General features: G+C 67.6%; 14 protein-coding genes and 1 tRNA gene. 10 read left to right on the top strand and 5 right to left on the bottom strand.

The window, feature by feature from the left end:
- On the bottom strand, nucleotides 1–3,938 hold a 3,938-nt coding region (locus BN1186_RS05900), incomplete at its 3' end, for a glycosyl hydrolase family 95 catalytic domain-containing protein (RefSeq protein ID WP_052459846.1).
- A 194-nt stretch (nucleotides 3,939–4,132) separates the two neighbouring features.
- On the bottom strand, nucleotides 4,133–5,713 hold the full coding sequence (locus BN1186_RS05895) for a dolichyl-phosphate-mannose--protein mannosyltransferase (protein ID WP_180349027.1): 1,581 nt from the start codon (nucleotides 5,711–5,713) through the stop codon (nucleotides 4,133–4,135).
- On the opposite strand from BN1186_RS05895, the gene rsmI reads away from it, so the two are divergent.
- Genes rsmI through BN1186_RS05870 form a run of 5 tightly spaced genes read left to right on the top strand, consistent with a single transcriptional unit; the run spans nucleotide 5,712 to nucleotide 9,662 of the window.
- Nucleotides 5,712–6,557, top strand: a complete 846-nt coding sequence (gene rsmI, locus BN1186_RS05890; protein ID WP_040283141.1) for a 16S rRNA (cytidine(1402)-2'-O)-methyltransferase — start codon at nucleotides 5,712–5,714, stop codon at nucleotides 6,555–6,557. The genes BN1186_RS05895 and rsmI overlap by 2 nt on opposite strands.
- Nucleotides 6,557–7,423 carry a TatD family hydrolase gene (locus tag BN1186_RS05885; RefSeq protein ID WP_040283140.1) on the top strand — a complete coding sequence of 289 codons (867 nt, stop codon included), beginning with the start codon at nucleotides 6,557–6,559 and terminating at the stop codon, nucleotides 7,421–7,423. The genes rsmI and BN1186_RS05885 overlap by 1 nt, the downstream gene beginning before the upstream one ends.
- Nucleotides 7,416–8,267, top strand: a complete 852-nt coding sequence (rsmA, locus tag BN1186_RS05880) for a 16S rRNA (adenine(1518)-N(6)/adenine(1519)-N(6))-dimethyltransferase RsmA (RefSeq protein ID WP_040283139.1) — start codon at nucleotides 7,416–7,418, stop codon at nucleotides 8,265–8,267. The genes BN1186_RS05885 and rsmA overlap by 8 nt, the downstream gene beginning before the upstream one ends.
- Before the next feature lie 10 nt (nucleotides 8,268–8,277).
- Nucleotides 8,278–9,180 carry a 4-(cytidine 5'-diphospho)-2-C-methyl-D-erythritol kinase gene (locus BN1186_RS05875; RefSeq protein ID WP_246043250.1) on the top strand — a complete coding sequence of 301 codons (903 nt, stop codon included), beginning with the start codon at nucleotides 8,278–8,280 and terminating at the stop codon, nucleotides 9,178–9,180.
- Nucleotides 9,177–9,662, top strand: coding sequence for a MarR family winged helix-turn-helix transcriptional regulator (locus tag BN1186_RS05870; protein ID WP_040283137.1), 486 nt, complete (start codon nucleotides 9,177–9,179; stop codon nucleotides 9,660–9,662). The genes BN1186_RS05875 and BN1186_RS05870 overlap by 4 nt, the downstream gene beginning before the upstream one ends.
- Here BN1186_RS05870 and BN1186_RS05865 read toward each other — a convergent pair whose 3' ends face one another.
- Together BN1186_RS05865 and BN1186_RS05860 are read right to left on the bottom strand one after the other, a co-directional pair.
- The gene (locus BN1186_RS05865; RefSeq protein WP_040283136.1) at nucleotides 9,663–10,355 is read right to left on the bottom strand and encodes a TetR/AcrR family transcriptional regulator; all 693 of its coding nucleotides are present in this window, start codon (nucleotides 10,353–10,355) and stop codon (nucleotides 9,663–9,665) included.
- A gap of 84 nt (nucleotides 10,356–10,439) precedes the next feature.
- Complete coding sequence (locus tag BN1186_RS05860) at nucleotides 10,440–11,018, bottom strand: DNA-3-methyladenine glycosylase I (RefSeq protein WP_246043249.1); 579 nt, start codon at nucleotides 11,016–11,018, stop codon at nucleotides 10,440–10,442.
- 136 nt (nucleotides 11,019–11,154) lie between these two features.
- On the opposite strand from BN1186_RS05860, the gene BN1186_RS15425 reads away from it, so the two are divergent.
- From BN1186_RS15425 to BN1186_RS15975, 5 genes are all read left to right on the top strand, one after another.
- A tRNA-Gln gene (locus BN1186_RS15425) sits at nucleotides 11,155–11,233 on the top strand.
- A gap of 34 nt (nucleotides 11,234–11,267) precedes the next feature.
- Complete coding sequence (locus BN1186_RS05855) at nucleotides 11,268–11,588, top strand: antibiotic biosynthesis monooxygenase family protein (protein ID WP_040283135.1); 321 nt, start codon at nucleotides 11,268–11,270, stop codon at nucleotides 11,586–11,588.
- Between the two features lie 29 nt (nucleotides 11,589–11,617).
- Nucleotides 11,618–12,403 (top strand): HAD-IIA family hydrolase, encoded by a 786-nt coding sequence (locus BN1186_RS05850; RefSeq protein ID WP_040283134.1) that lies wholly within the window; start codon nucleotides 11,618–11,620, stop codon nucleotides 12,401–12,403.
- Nucleotides 12,404–12,648: 245 nt separating this feature from the next.
- Nucleotides 12,649–14,016, top strand: coding sequence for a Gfo/Idh/MocA family protein (locus tag BN1186_RS05845; RefSeq protein WP_246043248.1), 1,368 nt, complete (start codon nucleotides 12,649–12,651; stop codon nucleotides 14,014–14,016).
- Between the two features lie 3 nt (nucleotides 14,017–14,019).
- Complete coding sequence (locus BN1186_RS15975; protein WP_052459844.1) at nucleotides 14,020–15,699, top strand: hypothetical protein; 1,680 nt, start codon at nucleotides 14,020–14,022, stop codon at nucleotides 15,697–15,699.
- 144 nt (nucleotides 15,700–15,843) lie between these two features.
- On the opposite strand, the gene BN1186_RS05835 is transcribed toward BN1186_RS15975, so the two are convergent.
- Nucleotides 15,844–16,365, bottom strand: a complete 522-nt coding sequence (locus BN1186_RS05835) for a YetF domain-containing protein (RefSeq protein ID WP_040283133.1) — start codon at nucleotides 16,363–16,365, stop codon at nucleotides 15,844–15,846.
- Between the last annotated feature and the right edge of the window lie 80 nt (nucleotides 16,366–16,445).

Raw genomic sequence — 16,445 nt, 5'->3', positions numbered from 1 at the left:
CCATTCAGATGCCGGTGCAGCCCCGCCAGCGTGTACGGCGCCTCCCGCACGAACTTCTTCGGCTTGCTGGCCGGGGGAGTGGTGGGAGGAGTCGTCGGAGGCGTCGTCGGGTCGTCCGTCGGGGGCTGCGTGGTGGGCGGGGTGGACGCCGCAGCCACGGTCAACGTGAAGGTCTCCTGCGTCAGGTTGCCCGCAGCGTCGACGACGTTGACGGTCACGGTGAACTCGCCCGCACCCGTGGGGGTGCCGGTGATGGCGCCCGTGGCGGCGTCGATCTTCATCCACGTGGGGGCGTTGACCAACGAGTAGCGCAGCGGCTCGGACTCGTCGGTGGCAGCCACCTGGAGGCTGAACGGCTCGCCGACGGTGGTGCTCTGGGCGCCGATGGGCGTGATTGCCGGCCCGTCGCTGTCCGCGGCCTCCGTGATGGTGACGGTGGTCACCGCGGCAGCGTTGTTCTCAGCCACGGCCAGCACCTCAGCTTCGCCGAGAGCAGCATCCGCCGCCACCTCGAGAGTGGCGGTGAAGTTGCCTTCAGCATCAGCGGTGGCGGTGACCGAGGCATCGCCAAGGGTGATGGTCACCGTCTCGTTAGCGCCCCAGCCGGAGCCGGTGAGGGTCAGCTCCCCGCCGGCCGCAACAGTGGCCGGGTCTGCGGTCAGCGCCGCGTTGGGCAGCGGATCCGGAGCCGCCGCGTCAACGCCGCGGACGCCGAGCTCGCCGGCCTGTGCCCAAGCCTGGCCGGCAGCCGCGGGGCTGGTGGCGATGAGCTTGATGTAGCGGGCCGTCACCGGCTCGTCGAAGGTCACAACCTTCGGCTCGGTGTTCTTCTCGAACGTGCCGTTGGCCACCGTGGTGTAGGTGGCGTCTGCGGGTTCCGCGTACTGGGCCTGACGCAGCTGGGCAGCGGTGGGCGCGACCCACGTGCCGCCAGTGGCGACCTGGATCTCGTAGTCACCGATCTGGCCGTTGCAGACTGCGGGATCGTTCGACGAGCCACAGTCAGCCTTCGGCCGCGGCGTGTAGACGAAGGACTGGAACTCGGTGTCCTCACCCAGATCCAGCACGATGTAGTGCGGGTAGGTGGGGTTGGCGCCGCTCCACTGGGTGTGCCAGAACGTCGACGGGTTGCCGTCGATAGCGGCGGTGACGAAGCCGTTGGGGGCAGTTTCGCCGGTGATCTCGGCGCTGTTCCAGGCCGCCACGGTGGCGACAGGGATGGCGGCCGGATCGATCAGCTGGATGCCGACGGTGGCCGTGACCTCAGTCTCGGGAGCCACCAGGCTGACCCGCAGCGTGCCCTGGTCGCCCTCGTTGGGCGCGCGGACAGTGAACGACGCGGTGCCGTCACCCTCGGCGGCCACCTGGCGGACGGGGGAAACCTGCCAACCTTCGGGGGCGTCGACGAGGATCTGAGCGCCGGCGGGGGCGCCGGTGTACCCAACGGTGACGGTGCCGTCGGTGGAGTACTCGAGCGATGCCGGAGCAGCGGTCACGGACAGCTTGGTGTCGCCGGTGATCGTGTAGGAGCCATCAGCAGCGGCGTCGAACTCGACGATGCCGTCAGCGCGGGTCGAGGCGACCAGGGTGCCAGCGGCATCACGGACGGTGACAGGAGCCGTTGCCAGCGCGGTCTTGACCTGCACCGGGCCGGCGTTGCCGGTGGCGATGCGGATTTCTTCCGCTGCACCGGCGCTCCAGGTGGCACCCACGGTGACATCGTTCCAGGCCTTGATGCCGTCGAACGAGCCGTCAGCCCAGGCAGCCGGGATGGCGGGAAGCACGCTGATCAGGCCGGGATCGTTGGCCACGAGCATCTCGTTGATGCCGGAGGTGGCGCCGAAGTTGCCGTCGATCTGGAAGGGCGGGTGCGCATCCCAGAGGTTGGGGTAGGTGGAGTTGGAGATGATGTTGCGCACCATCTGGTGGGCGCGATCACCGTCGAACAGCTTGGCCCAGAAGTTGATCTTCCAAGCCATCGACCAGCCGGTACCGCCGTAGCCGCGGTGTTCCAGCGATTTGCGGGCGGCCTCAGCCAGATCCGGGGTGGTGTTGACGGAGATGTTTCGGCCCGGCCACAGCGCGTACAGGTGCGAGACGTGGCGGTGGCCGATCTCGCCGAGGTCATCGGAGTTCTTCCACTCGCGGAGCATCCCGGTGTTCGGGGAGATCTCCAGGCCGTCGTAGGTGTCGGCCAGCGTGGCCTTGATCTCTGCCACCTCGGAGTCGAGACCGAGGATCTCGGCCGCCTCGATGGTGGATTGGAACAGCTCGGTGGCGATCTGCTGGGTCATGGCCGCGCCGGCGGTGAAGTCGCCGTGCTCGGGGGAGTAGGACGGGTTGGCGACCAGGCTGCCGTCGCGGGGATCCTCAACGAGGTACTGCGTCCAGAAGTTCGAGGTCTTCTTCAGCATGGGGTAGGCCTCGTCGCGGAGGAAGTCTTCGTCTCCGGTGTAGAGGTACTTCCACCAGAAGGCCTGCGCCAGCCAGGCGTTGGCATCCGGGAACCAGAAGGCGGTGGCCCAGTCGAACACGCCGGTGAAGCCCCACGGGGTGGTCTCGTTCATGACCATCCAGGTGTCGTCGTAGCCGAAGATGTTCTTCGCCGAGGTCTCGCCTGCGCCCACCAGCGAGGTGATGTAGTCGAGGTAGGCGTCGTAGGTCTCAGGCATGTTGCCGGAGAGAGCCGGCCAGTAGTTCATCTGGACGTTGATGTTGGTGTGGTAGTCAGCGGACCACGGCGGATTGTTGCGTTCGTTCCACACGCCCTGCAGGTTGGCTGCGCCGAGCACGCGGTCACGCGACGACGAGATCAGCAGGTAGCGGCCGTACTGGTAGTACATGGTCTCCAGCGTGCGGTCCTGGTCTGACGTGCCGCGGTAGGCGGAGCGCGCCTGGTTCGTCGGCACGGTGAGGGCCGCGCCGTTGAGGTCGAGCTTCACGCGGTCATAGATGGCCTTGTAATCAGCCTGGTGGGCGGTGACCACACCGTCCCAGCCCTTGTCCTGGGCTCCGTCGACACGCGCGGTGACGCCTGCGGCGACCTGCTCGGCGGTCTGCCCGTTGCGGTAGGACTTGGTGATGTCGGGGTCGTACTCCGGGCCGTAATCGGTGGCTGCGGCCCACACGATGGTGGCCGAATCCGCGCCGGCCACGGTGATCGAGGCGCCGGAAGCCGACGTCGTGCCGCCCTCGGTGGCCACATCAGCCTGCGCGTTGTACTTCAGGCCGTTGTTACCCGAGACGCCGCTCAGCGTGATGCGGGAGCCCTCTGCGGTGACGGTGCCGGTGGCGAGCGCCTCACGGGTGGGGCCGTGCTGGCGATCTGCGTTGAGGCCCTGAAGCTTGCGGTCGTACGTCGTGGTGAAGTTGACCTTGCCCGGCTGATCGGCCGAGATCTTCATCATGATGACGTTGTCGGGGTACGACGCGATGTACTCGCGGGTGAAGGTGGTCTCGCCCACCTTGAAGCTGACCTTGGCGATCGAGTTGTCGATGTCGAGGCTGCGCTCGTACTCGGTGGCCGTGCCCTCGCCGTTGTTGAAGGCGAACTGGAGCTTGCCGAACGACTGGTATTCGCCGTAGCCGAGCTTGGGCTGGCCCAGCAGGCGAGCGACCTCGCCGGAGCCCATCTTGCCGTTGGAGTTGATGGTCTCGCGCACCTGCTCCAGGTTGGCGCGGCGCTGCTCAATCTGGTCCTCCGGATAGTTGCCGTACCGGTAGCCGGGCACGCCGGGGCCGCCGGTCCAGAGCGTCTTCTCGTTGAGGAAGACCTCATCGTTGGCGATCTGGCCGAAGATCGATGCGCCGAGCGCGCCGTTACCGATGGGGAGGGATTCCTCCTGCCACCGGTTGAGAGGGGCCGGGGCCTCGTACCGCAGGACGAGCGGGTCCTGTTGGGTAGTGGCCGGGGCCGCGGACGCTGTCTGAGACAGCATGGGCGTTACAGCAGTGGTTGCGACTAAAGCCGCCGACAGCGCTGCAACGATAGCTTGTGAAAAGCGGGACATCGTTGACCAACCTGTGTCGAAGGGGACAGTACGGCCACATTCTTGCCTGCCCCTCCGACAAACGGAACCCTGGGGGTCAAAGTGAGCAACCGCGGTGAGGCCTTGTCGTCGGCCGGCCGGCGTCAGACCCAGGCGTTACCCAGCCACATCCGTGCCCACCAACCGTCGCGGCTGATCAGCTCCGCCGTCAGGATGGGGTAGATGTAGGCGAAGTTCAGGATCACGATCACCACGATCAACCCGGAGATCAGCGCCCTCAGCCGCCGTCGGGGATGATCCTCCGGCCCCAGGATCTTGCCGATCACCATGGCCAGCGCGATGGAGCTGAACGGGATCATCATGATCGCATAGAAGAAGAAGATGGGCCGCTCCGCGTACTGGAACCACGGCAGCCAAGCTCCGCACAGCGCCAACACCGGCACCGAGAAGCGCCAGTCGCGTTTGAAGACCCAGAAGTAGAGCGCGGCCACCAGCGCGATCGCCGCGGCCCACCACAGGAACGGGGTGCCCATGCCGGAGATGATCCGCATACACGTCGAGCCCACCGCCTCGCAGCCCTGGTCTCCGGGCTGGATGTTGTTCTCAGCCTCGATGCCGATGGGCCGCAACATGAGGATCCAGCTGGCCGGATGCGACTCGTACGGGTGGGTCGTCTCCGTCATCATGCGTTCACTGGTGTGGAAGTCGTAGGCCTGCTTGTGGTACCACATCAACGACCCCAGCGGCTTGCCGAAGAACCGCACCAACACGTGATCCGGGTTGTTGAGGCCCCAGTCGCGGCTGTATCCGCCCTGCGTCGCGAGCCAGTTCCACCAGGTGGCCACATAGACGGGCACGGCCACGACGACGAGCTGCACGAAGGCGGCGGGCGCGTCGATCAGGATCGAGAACCACTTCCTACTGCCGGCGCCTGCGAGTTGGCGGGCGCCCAGATCCCAGGCGACCGCGACGATGCCGAAGACCGCCAGAAGATAGATGGAATTCCACTTCACCGCGCAGGACAGGCCGAACAGGATGCCGGAGAGAAGGCGCCACGGCCTGAACAGCATCAAAGGGCCGAACCGTCCGCCGAGGTCGTCGAGGTTGTTTCTGCGCAGGTGGTCCGCCAACCGGTGGCGGAACCAGTCCCTGTCGGCCACCAGCGCTGAGATCGCCGCCACCGCCAGCGTGGCTTGGAAGATGTCGAGCAGAGCGATGCGGCTCATCACGAACGCGAGGCCGTCGAACGTGAGCAGGAGGCCGGCGATGGCGCCGATCAGCGTCGAGCGCGACAGTCGCCGGGCCAGACGGATGGTGAAGAACACCAGCAGCGCACCGAAGACCAGCGCCGCGAAACGCCAACCGAACGGGTTCATGCCGAACATGGCCTCGCCCGCGCCGATGAGGAGCTTGCCCAGGGGCGGGTGCACGACGAACGAGCCGGTCTCCTCCATGCCGCTGAGATCGCCCTGGATGATCTGGTCGTTGATGTCCTTGGCCCAGTTGCGTTCATAGCCGGACTGGAGGATGGCCCAGGCGTCCTTGGCGTAGTAGGTCTCGTCGAAGAGCACCTTGTTGGGATGCCCGAGGTTGTAGAACCGCAGGCCGAAGGCCATCAGCGTGATGCCTATCGTCACGACCCACCCGACCATCCGGTCGCGGAGTCGGCCATCGTCGAGCGCGTCCAAGGTCCTTTGCACACAGGCATCATAGGCTCTACCCATGCATGAACTGAGCGATGGAGTGCTGATATTGTCAGCCACACCGATCGGTTCGTCGGAGGACGCCAGCCAGAAGCTGCGCGACGCACTGACTTCGGCGGATCTGATCGCAGCTGAGGACACCCGTCGTTTCCTCACCTTGACCAGGCGGCTGGGCATCGCGCCGCGGGCCAAGGTGGTCAGCTATTTCGAGGGCAACGAGGCCACCCGCACGCGGGAACTGGTCGAGGCCGTGGCGGCCGGGCAGCGGGTGGTGCTGGTCACCGATGCCGGGATGCCGTCGGTCAGCGACCCCGGCTACCGAGTGGTCACCGCCTGCATCGACGAGGGGCTGCGCGTCACCGCAGTCCCCGGCCCTTCCGCGGTGCTCACCGCCCTGGCCGTCTCCGGGCTGCCCGTGGACCGCTTCTGCTTCGAGGGCTTCCTGCCCCGCAAGGCGGGCGAGCGGCGCCGCAGGCTCGCGAAGCTGGCTGCTGAGGAGCGCACCATGGTCTTCTTCGAGGCGCCGCACCGCCTGGATGATTTCCTGTCCGACGCCGCCGCCGAGCTCGGCGCCGGACGGCCCGCAGCGGTGTGTCGCGAGCTGACCAAGCCTTACGAGGAGGTCATCCGCGGGCCGCTGTCGGACCTGGCGACGTGGGCGGCTGGGGAGGTGCGCGGCGAGGTCACCGTCGTCATCGCCGGCGCCGAACAGCAGGAGACCTCGGCCGACGACGCGCTCGCGCTGGTTCGGCAGGCCATGGCCGGTGGTGCGAAACTGTCGGCGGCGGTGGCCGAGGTGGCGAAGGTCACCGGCACCAACCGTAAAGAGCTGTATGCGGCCGCGTTGGCAGACAAGGAGAAGTGATGAACGTCATCGAGGAACTGGGCCTGCCCCCGCTGCCGGAGCCGTTGCCGCGCCCGGTGATCGACAACCACACCCACCTCAGCTCGACGGCGGAGTATTCGGGCCTGCAGGTCGCCGACAACGTGCGCCTCGCAGCGGAGGTGGGCGTGACACGCATCATCGAGGTGGGCTGCGACATCCCCAGCGCCCACCACGCCGTCGACCTGGTGGCGCGGGATCCGCAGATCAGGGCCGCGGTCGCGCTCCACCCCAACGACGCGGCGCGCACCTTCCTGCAGCAGGGTGAGGAGCAGTTGGAGGCGGATCTCGCTCTCATGGCGGAGTTGGTGGCCTACCCGGGGGTCGTCGCGGTGGGGGAGACCGGCCTCGACTACTACCGCACCCGCGAGGACGAGGGCCGTCGCATCCAGGAGGTGTCGTTCCGCCGCCACGTCGGCTGGGCGAAGAGCCACGGCAAGACATTGATGATCCATGACCGGGACGCGCACGACGACATCCTGCGCGTCCTCGACGATGAGGGCGTGCCTGAGCGCGTCGTGATGCACTGCTTCTCCGGCGACGCCGACTTCGCCACGCGCTGCCTCGAGCGCGGCGCCTGGCTCTCCTTCCCCGGGGTGGTCACGTTCGGTTCGGCAGAGCCGTTGCGGGAGGCCGCCCTGGCCACTCCGCTCGACCGGATCCTGGTGGAGACGGATGCGCCGTACCTCACGCCCAAGCCGCAGCGGGGCAAGGCGAACGCGCCCTACCTGCTGCCCCACACCGTGCGCTTCCTGGCAGATCTGCTCGGGGCGGATCTCGCCGAGTTCTGCGACCAGGTGACCGCCAATACCTTCGCGGCCTACGGGGAGCGGTGGGGAGATGCCTGAGCTGGGCCTGCTCGACCCGTCGTCAGTGCGGAAGATCGCCGTGGAGCTCGACCTGCGCCCCACCAAGCAGCGCGGCCAGAACTTCGTCATCGACCCCAACACCGTGCGGCGCATCGTCGACCTGGCGCAGGTCACTGCCGAGGACGTGGTGCTGGAGATCGGCCCCGGGCTCGGGTCGCTGACGCTGGGGTTGCTGGAGCGCGGCGCCACCGTCGTCGCGGTGGAGATCGAGGAGCGGCTCGCACGGCGGCTCCCGCAGACGGTGCGGGAACGGATGGGCGACGACGTGGCCGCGCGGCTGCACGTCGTCGAGGCCGACGCCCTGCAGGTGGAGCAGTTGCCGTTGGCGCCCACCGCGCTGGTGGCGAACCTGCCGTACAACGTCTCCGTGCCGGTGCTGCTGCGCATGTTCGAACTGTTCCCCGACTGGACACGGGGGCTGGTGATGGTGCAGTTGGAGGTGGCGGACCGGCTCGTCGCACCGCCGGGCTCGAAGATCTACGGGGTGCCCAGCGCCAAGGCCGCCTGGTACGCCGAGACCTCGCGGGTCGGCACCGTGCCGCCCAAGGTGTTCTGGCCCGTGCCCAACGTGGATTCGGGGCTCGTGCGCATCACCCGGCAGCCCCCGCCGGAGACGTCCGCCACGCGCGCCGAGGTCTTCGAGGTGATCGACGCGGCCTTCGCGCAACGGCGCAAGATGCTGCGGGCCGCGCTGTCCGGCAGGGCGGGCTCGTCGGCTGCCGCATCGGCGGCGATCGAGGCCGCAGGGTTCGATCCGCAGTTGCGCGGAGAAATGCTTGACGTCAAGGCATTTGCCCGCATCGCTGAGGAACTTCTGCGGTAGGTTCTTGGGCGTGAACAACTCGGTGCGCGTGCGCGTGCCCGCCAAGGTGAACCTCGCCCTGCGCGTCGGTCAGACCGACGCCCAGGGCTTTCATGAGTTGGGCACCGTGTTCCAGGCGGTGTCGCTGGGCGACGAGATCCTTGCTGAGGATGCGGGGCCGGGTGACTTCAAGCTCGCCTTCCACGGCGAGGGCGCCGCGTTCCTCCCCGTCGACGACACGAACCTCGCGATGCGTGCCGCCAAGCTGCTGGCGCAGCATGTCGGCCGTACGGATGTGGGGGTGCATCTCACCGTCCGCAAGCGGATCCCGGTGGCCGGCGGGATGGCCGGAGGATCGGCCGACGCCGCCGCGGTGCTGGTTGCCTGCTCGGCGCTGTGGGGCCTCGGCCTCAGCCGCGAGGAGCTGCACACTTTGGGTGCGCAGCTGGGCTCCGACGTGCCGTTCATGCTGATGGGCGGCACCGCGATCGGCACCGGGCGCGGGGTGGATCTCGCACCCCTGATGACATCGGGCACCTACCACTGGACCTTCGCGCTCTCGCACAGCGGGCTGTCCACCCCCGCGGTGTTCCGGGAGTTCGACAAGATGAGCCAACCCGACGACACCGAGATCCCTCATGCGCTGATCGAGGCGCTGCGAGCTGGTGACGCTCCAGCGCTCGGGGCCGCGCTCTGTAACGACCTGGAGGCCCCGGCCATCGCGCTGCAACCCACGCTGGCACACACCCTGCGCCTCGGATTGGAGGCTGGGGCGTTGGGCGCAGTCGTCAGCGGCTCCGGGCCCACCTGCGCATTTCTGGCTGGATCCGAGGCGCACAGCCATGAGTTGGCGGAGTCGCTGGCCGTGTTCAGCGGGGTCCGGGCGGTGCGGCGGGCCTACGGCCCCGTCGCCGGAGCGCAGGTGATGTCATGACTGACGAGGTGGACCAGGTCGTTGAGGCCTGGGCGCGGGAGCGTAGTGATCTGGCGCTCGACGCCATGCACGTGTGGTCCAGGATCAGCCGGCTCTCCGGCATCCTCGACGGGCACCGCAAGCGGGCCTTCAGCGAGCATGGCATCGAGGGCTGGGAGTTCGACGTGCTGGCGGCCCTGCGCCGCGCCGGCGAACCCTATCGGCTCTCGCCTGGGCAGTTGCTCCGCGAAACCCACGTGACCTCCGGCACCATGACCAACCGCGTCGACCGTCTGGTGAAGCGGGGCGCGGTTACGCGAGACCCAGATCCGTCGGACGGTCGTGGCGTGCTCGTGGCCCTGACCGACGAGGGACTGACGCTGGTCGACGCGGCGCTGGCGTCACTGCTCCGGGTGGAGGACGAACTGCTCGAGGGCTGGTCAGAGGAGGACCGGGACCAGTTCGCCGGGTACCTCCGCCGGCTCCTGCTGGGTTCGGCGTAGTTACTTCTGTGGCCCGGTGCTCCGCTCGTCGCGGCGCTGCGTGACGAGCCGCGGCTCGGTCTGGAGGTTGGCCATCCCGTTCCATGCCAGGTTGATGAGGTGGCGGGCCACCACCTCGCGGGACGGTTCTCTGCTGTCCAGCCACTGCTGCCCGGTCTGCGCCACCAGCCCGACTAGGGCCTGCGCGTAGAGCCCTGCGAATTGCGGATCGTGGCCGGTGCGGGCGAACTCGGCGGCCAGGATGTCTTCCACCTCCACCGCGATGTCGCTGAGGATGGAGGCGAACGACCCGCTGGGCTGCCCCGCAGTGGGCACCGACGATGGGTCGCGCGACAGGATGCGGAATCCGTCGGGGCGCTCCTCGATGTACTCGAGCAGTGCCATGGCGCCGCGCTCTAGGAGCTCGCGGGAGCGAGCGTTGGGCGTGGTCAGGGCGCTGCGGATCGCGTTGTGGAGGGTCTGGGTCTCGCGGTCGACGACGACGGCGTAGGCGCCCTCCTTACCTCCGAAGTGCTCGTAGACCACCGGCTTGGACACTCCTGCGCGGGCGGCGATCTCCTCGACGGAGGTGCCCTCGAAACCCCGCTCCGCGAACAGTTCGCGGGAGATCTCCAGCAGTTGTTCGCGTCGCTGTGCCGCGGTCATCCGGGTCCGCGAGCGGCGGGCTCGGTTCTGCGCGGCGGGTGTGGTCATGGGCCCCAGTCTGCCATCACCGGTCCTTGAGCGTCGCGCCCCGGACGGCGACGAAGGGCTCCCGTAGCCTGTCGCGCACGTCTCTCAGAAGCACCATGGCTCAGCTCCGAGCCAACCAGCACCCCTTGATGTGGTCGTCGACATAGCCGGTGGCCTGCATGAGGGCGTACATCGTGGTGGGCCCGACGACCGGAACCCCCGCTTGTTCATCTCCTTGCTCAGCGCTTGGGATTCCGCGGTGCTGCCGGGCACGTCGAACGCGGTCAGCGGCGCCTGCCCGCGGGGCTCTGGCGTGTGGGCGGTGATCAGATCGGCCAGCCGTTCACCAGCCTCATGCATGGCGAGCAGGGCCCGGGCGTTGCCGATGGTGGCCACGATCTTCATCCGGTTGCGGATGATCTCCGGGTTGGCCATGAGGTCGTCGATGTCGTCCTCGTCGTACTCCGCCACGACGGCGGGCTCGAACCCGGCGAATGCCTCGCGGAAGGCCTCCCGCTTGCGCAGGACGGTCAGCCAGCTGAGGCCGGCCTGGAACCCTTCGAGGCAGACGCGTTCGAGGAGTTCGCGCTCGTCGTCGGAAGTCTTGAGGGGGCGGCCCCACTCCTCGTCGTGGTAGGCCTGATACAGCGGGTCGTTGGCGCCGAAGCAGCGCACCTTGTCCATCTGGTTCTCCTTCGCTGGTGGAACTAGTCTCCCCTCCACTATGGGCAAATGACGACCCGATTCCCCACGCGCTGGCCGGTCTGTGGATAACCCACAAGGTGCTTGGTAGACTCTGTGGAGCCTCAGACGAGGCTGATCCCCGGTTGGTCTTTCGGTAGGGCCCGCCTGACTTTGAATCAGGATTAGCGAAGCAGGTTCGACTCCTGCCCGGGGAGCGCAGACGCTTGGCTTACAGGCCATGATGGTGTCATGGCGACCATCAAGATCAACGCAATCACCGTCCCTGCCGACAGCGGCGGCGAGCTGGCCAAGCGCTTCGCGGCGCGCGCGGGCGCCGTCGACGGGCAGGACGGATTCGAAGGCTTCGAACTGCTCAAGCCCACCGATGACCGCAACATCTGGCTCGTGGTCACCCGCTGGCGAGACGACGCGGCCTACCAGGCATGGGTGAACTCCCGCGACTTCAAGGCCGCCCACGGCAAGGGCGACGTCCAGCAGGGCGAGGGGCACCGTCGGCCGGTGGGTACGAGCGCCGAGGTGTGGAGCTACGAGGTCGTCGATCTCGGCTGAGGCTGAGGGCGGTGGGCTAATGTTCGTGCATGCGTGAGCGCAACGACATCAAGAGCTGGCTGACCGATATGGACGGCGTGCTCGTCCACGAGAACGTCGCCCTTCCCGGCGCCCCGGAACTGATCGAGCAGTGGAAGAGCGACGGAACCGAGTTCCTCGTGCTCACCAACAACTCGATCTTCACCCCGCGGGACCTGGCCGCACGCCTGCGCGCCTCCGGCCTCGACGTGCCCGAAGAGCGGATCTGGACGTCCGCGCTGGCGACGGCGGAGTTCGTCGCCCAGCAGAAGCCCGGCGGCTCGGCCTACGTGATCGGCGAAGCAGGCATCATCACCGCGCTCCATGAAAAGGGCTTCATCATGACGGACCGGGACCCGGACTTCGTCGTGGTGGGTGAGACCCGCACCTATTCCTTCGAGCAGGTGACCACCGCCATCCGGCTGATCGCGGCGGGAGCCCGCTTCGTCGCGACCAACCCCGACGCGACAGGGCCCAGCGCCGACGGCATCATCCCCGCCACCGGCGCCATCGCTGCCCTGATGACCAAGGCCACCGGGCTCGAGCCCTACGTCGTGGGCAAGCCCAATCCGATGATGTTCCGCTCCGCATTGAACAAGATCGGCGCCCACTCCGAGGAGACCGGGATGATCGGCGACCGCATGGACACCGACATCATCGCCGGCATGGAGGCGGGGCTCCACACAGTGCTGGTGCTCACCGGGATCGCCACACGCGAGAACATCAGCGTGTTCCCGTTCCGCCCCGTGGAGGTCCTCGACGGCGTGCACGAGCTCGTTCGCGGCTACGGCGCGTAGTACCGCCCACTGGGGCTCAGGGTTTGTGTAACTTCTGCGCAGTCCGAGTGAGTGAATGGCTTCATCAGACGTAGCTGAATCCTGTTATCGCTAGGTTCAGGTGAACAACGTGTGAGTGCCGAAGCGTTCTCACAGCGGCAGACGCAGTGGTCTGCCGCTCGAAATTCGACACACAGGAGACTTCAGTGACCCACCCATCCAGAGCCTCACGGCGCGGATTCCTGGCAGGGGGCGTCGGAGCCAGCGTGCTCGCAGCCACCGGCGCCGGAGGGTTCGCACAGGCGGACCTGAGAAACCAGGACAGCAAGATCAGCAACACCGGGGGCGGGCCCCGCCCGGCCGGACGCACCTCCATGGTGGGCGTGCCGTTCAACCGGTACGACACCGTCCGGGTCGGCGTCGTCGGCCTCGGCAACCGCGGCCACAGCATGACGCCTGGCTGGGTGTCCGTGCCCGGCGCGCAGGTGGTCGCCGTATGCGACATCCGCGAGGAACGCGCCCGGCGCACCGCTGACAGCGTGGCGGCAGCCACCGGTACCAGACCCGAGACGTACGGGGGCTCGGCGGATTCCTACAAGTCGATGTACGCCGACATGGACCTCGACCTGGTGTTCATCGCCTCACCGTGGGAGTTCCACTACGAACAGGGCCGCGACGCTCTGCTGGCCGGGGCCCACGTCATGGTGGAACTACCGATAGCGATGGAACTCGACGAGCTGTGGAGCCTCGTCGACACCTCCGAGGAGACCCGCAGGCATCTGATGCTGGCCGAGAACTGCTGCTACGGCCGCAACGAACTCGCGATGCTGAAGATGGCCCACGAGGGCGTCTTCGGGGACGTGCACAACGGACACGGCGGCTACCTGCACGATCTCCGCGACCTCCTGTTCGCCGACGGCTACTACACCGACGACTGGCGCCGCCTCTGGCACACGCGGAGCACGTCCAGCTTCTACCCGATGCACGGGTTGGCCCCCATCGCGGCGGCCATGGACATCAACCGCGGCGACGTGTTTACCAAACTCTCCGCGACCGCAACGCCGGCCAAGGGCCTCGCCGATTACCGGGAGCGTCACGTGCCACGCAGCCACCGCTCCTGGAACGAGACCTACATCAACGGCGATCTGATCACCTGCATGATGACCACAGACAAGGGCCGCATCGTGCGCGCCGAGCACGACGTGTCCACCCCCAGGCCCTACAGCCGGATCAACAGCCTGGCGGGCAGCCGGGGCATCTTCGAGGACTACGTCGGCGGATCCACCGGAGCGCGGGTCTACATGGAGCCCGATCACACGGACCACGCCTGGCGCGACTTCAGCGGCTTCCGCCCCCAGTACGATCACTGGCTGTGGACCGACGTCGGCGGCCAGGGCGGACATGGCGGCATGGACGGCCTCATGCAGTGGCGCACCATCCAGTTGATGCGTACCGGCGGTCTGCCGGACATCGACGTCTACGATTCGGCGGCCTGGTGCTCACCGGTGCCGTTGAGTGCAGCGTCGCTCGCGCTCGGCGGTCAGCCGGTCGACGTGCCCGATTTCACCCGCGGCGAGTGGAAGCGGCCCCGTATGGGCCTCGACTCCCGACCCAGCACGATGCCGGAGGTCTGACCAATGACAACCACCATCAGTACCACGAGTAGGACGAAGCGCGGCATCGCGCTGCTCACCGCAACCCTGCTGACCATCTTCGGCGTCTTCATGGTCAGCACCTCGCTGGCCAGCGGCGAGGACCGCGCGGTGACCGTCTCCATCGCCCCGGTGGACCTCGACGGCCCTGCCGTCTCCGATATCGACATCACCATCGCCAACATCAGCGACGCAGCGGTCAGCGACATCACCGTCGAGGTCAGCGGCCCCATCAACTGGACGCTCTACCCCGAGACCCACACGCTCGACGGGGAACTCGCCGCCGGCGGGTCGACCATGGTGACGTCGGAAATCTTCGTTCCCACCAACCCGACGACCCCCACCACGCGCACCTTCAAGGCGACCGTCAGCTACGTCACCGAGGCCGGTGTCCGCGAGGTCGCCACGGGAACGCGCATCCAGCAGAACCAGGACGTGACGCCGCAGACGCTGGCTGAGTCCCGCAGCATCGTCGCCACCACCACCGTCGACACCGTCGCCCACGGCAACTACGACGGTGAGGGCAACTCGTTCTCGCGGGAGCGGCTCGAGGAACTCGGCGTGACGCCGGGAGCCACCCTCGAGTTTGAGGGCGCCACCTTCACCTGGCCGGACGTGGAAGCCGGCCAGCCTGACGCCGTCGCCAGCCGCGGCCAGCTCATCGCTCTGGAGGGCAGCGGTGCACAGCTCGCGGTGCTCGGCAGCGGCCTGGGCCGCGCCGGAGCTTCCGGCGAGTTCGTCATCAACTACACCGACGGCACCACCTCCACCGGCACCATCGGATTCGGCAACTGGTTCTCCGCCACGCCCTCGTTCGACGAGAAAGTCGCCTACGCCACGGACGGCCGCAACACCCCCTCCGGGTATGCCAATGCCGACATCAAGTACGGCATCTACGTGGCCACGATCGACCTTGACCCGGCCAAGACCGTGGAGTCTGTACTCCTGCCGCAGTCTGCAAGCATGAGGATCTTCGACATGACCATCGCCGACGCAGCCGTGGAACCGACGCCTGATCCGACAGAGACGCCCGATCCCACGGAGACGCCTGATCCGACTGTCACCCCGGACCCGACGGAGACGCCGGACCCGACTGTCACTCCGGACCCGACGGAGACGCCAGACCCGACTCAGGATCCCGATCCCACCGATTCGCCCGATCCGACGGACAAGCCGGACCCGACGCAGAAGCCGGACCCGACCGAGAAGCCCACGGCGACGAAGAGCCCCCGCCCGGAATTCCAGCGGACGGCTCCTTACACGTTGGCCGGAACCCACGACCTCAACGCCCGCCAGTGGGTCACCACCTGTGAGAAGTACTCGCAGACCGAGCGCTGCCGCACGGAGATCTGGGCCACCGTCGTGCTCCTGGAGAACGGACAGTTCACCGTGAAGCAGGGGTGGGCCTTCAACAACCTCACCTACCTGCCCTTCATGGAGCGTGACGAGTGGAAGGGCAACCCGCTCGGCGAGACCGGAGCCTGGACCGCGGCGGGCGGCCGGCAGTGGCGCACGGAGTGCGATACCGCAGCCACGGGTCGCAACGGCTGCCGCAGCTACACCATGACGACGGTGTACTCCGCCACGCCCGCAACCGGGGGCGGCTACGAGTTCAGCCAGAAGAACGAGTGGGTCTTCAACAACATTGTGATGTTCAAGGCCTGACCCCCCACTCTCGGAAGGCCCCGCGGCGCCCAGCGCCGCGGGGCCTTCCGCGTGCCTCCCACCCCTGCCGCCTCTTAAGTGAGGGGTTCGGAACCGACTTCGGTATCAAAGCCTTCAGCTAAGGGCTCGGAGCTGCCCGGTCGCTCAGATCTTCACGTTGGCCAACAGCCGCGGGTCCAGCTCCGTGCCGGAACGCACCACGGTCAGCGAGCCGTCGGTCTCCAGGATGAGCAGTTGCACCTGGTCGAGGTGCGTGACGCCGGACTGGCGCAGCTTAGCCCAGACGAGCCGCTCATCGACGTGGTAGCGGCGCAGTTCACGCTCGACGAAGTGCCCGTCGCGGTACAGCATCACCGCGCGCCGGTGGCCGATCAGCCCGGCGCGGCGGCCGGAGCCGAAGAAGGCCTCGAGGCACAGCAACGTCGCGAGGCACAGGAGCCCTGCCAGCAGGGTGACGTTGGGGCCCAGCATCGACCGCCCCACGATCGCGCCCAGCACGAGCACGACGGCCAGCCCGGTGCCGGAGCGGTTGGCGAACAGCCTCTGCCCCCACAGCCTCAGCACCGTGGTGAAGGTCAGATAGAGCACGCAGGAGGCGATGACCACCGCCGTCGCCTGCGCCCGGGTGATCCCGATCTCATGCCACAGCTCTTCCCCGAATCCCATGGACCCATCGTCGCACGCGTCGCACCTCTGATCTGACGAAGATCACCGGCGATAAGCATGTGCGAGTTGTGCAGCGGAGT

The organism is Tessaracoccus massiliensis, from assembly GCF_000826065.2.
GTDB classification, from domain to species: Bacteria; Actinomycetota; Actinomycetes; order Propionibacteriales; family Propionibacteriaceae; genus Arachnia; species Arachnia massiliensis_A.
This window is presented reverse-complemented; position numbering and strand designations above follow the sequence as displayed.

What these genes read in the sequence shown, in the direction of transcription:
- rsmI (WP_040283141.1), top strand. Translation starts at nt 5,712, where the DNA reads ATGCATGAACTGAGCGATGGAGTGCTGATATTGTCAGCCACACCGATC.
- BN1186_RS05895 (WP_180349027.1), bottom strand. Translation starts at nt 5,713, where the DNA reads ATGGGTAGAGCCTATGATGCCTGTGTGCAAAGGACCTTGGACGCGCTC.
- BN1186_RS05885 (WP_040283140.1), top strand. Translation starts at nt 6,557, where the DNA reads ATGAACGTCATCGAGGAACTGGGCCTGCCCCCGCTGCCGGAGCCGTTG.
- rsmA (WP_040283139.1), top strand. Translation starts at nt 7,416, where the DNA reads ATGCCTGAGCTGGGCCTGCTCGACCCGTCGTCAGTGCGGAAGATCGCC.
- BN1186_RS05870 (WP_040283137.1), top strand. Translation starts at nt 9,177, where the DNA reads ATGACTGACGAGGTGGACCAGGTCGTTGAGGCCTGGGCGCGGGAGCGT.
- BN1186_RS05865 (WP_040283136.1), bottom strand. Translation starts at nt 10,355, where the DNA reads ATGACCACACCCGCCGCGCAGAACCGAGCCCGCCGCTCGCGGACCCGG.
- BN1186_RS05860 (WP_246043249.1), bottom strand. Translation starts at nt 11,018, where the DNA reads ATGGACAAGGTGCGCTGCTTCGGCGCCAACGACCCGCTGTATCAGGCC.
- BN1186_RS05855 (WP_040283135.1), top strand. Translation starts at nt 11,268, where the DNA reads ATGGCGACCATCAAGATCAACGCAATCACCGTCCCTGCCGACAGCGGC.
- BN1186_RS05850 (WP_040283134.1), top strand. Translation starts at nt 11,618, where the DNA reads ATGCGTGAGCGCAACGACATCAAGAGCTGGCTGACCGATATGGACGGC.
- BN1186_RS15975 (WP_052459844.1), top strand. Translation starts at nt 14,020, where the DNA reads ATGACAACCACCATCAGTACCACGAGTAGGACGAAGCGCGGCATCGCG.
- BN1186_RS05835 (WP_040283133.1), bottom strand. Translation starts at nt 16,365, where the DNA reads ATGGGATTCGGGGAAGAGCTGTGGCATGAGATCGGGATCACCCGGGCG.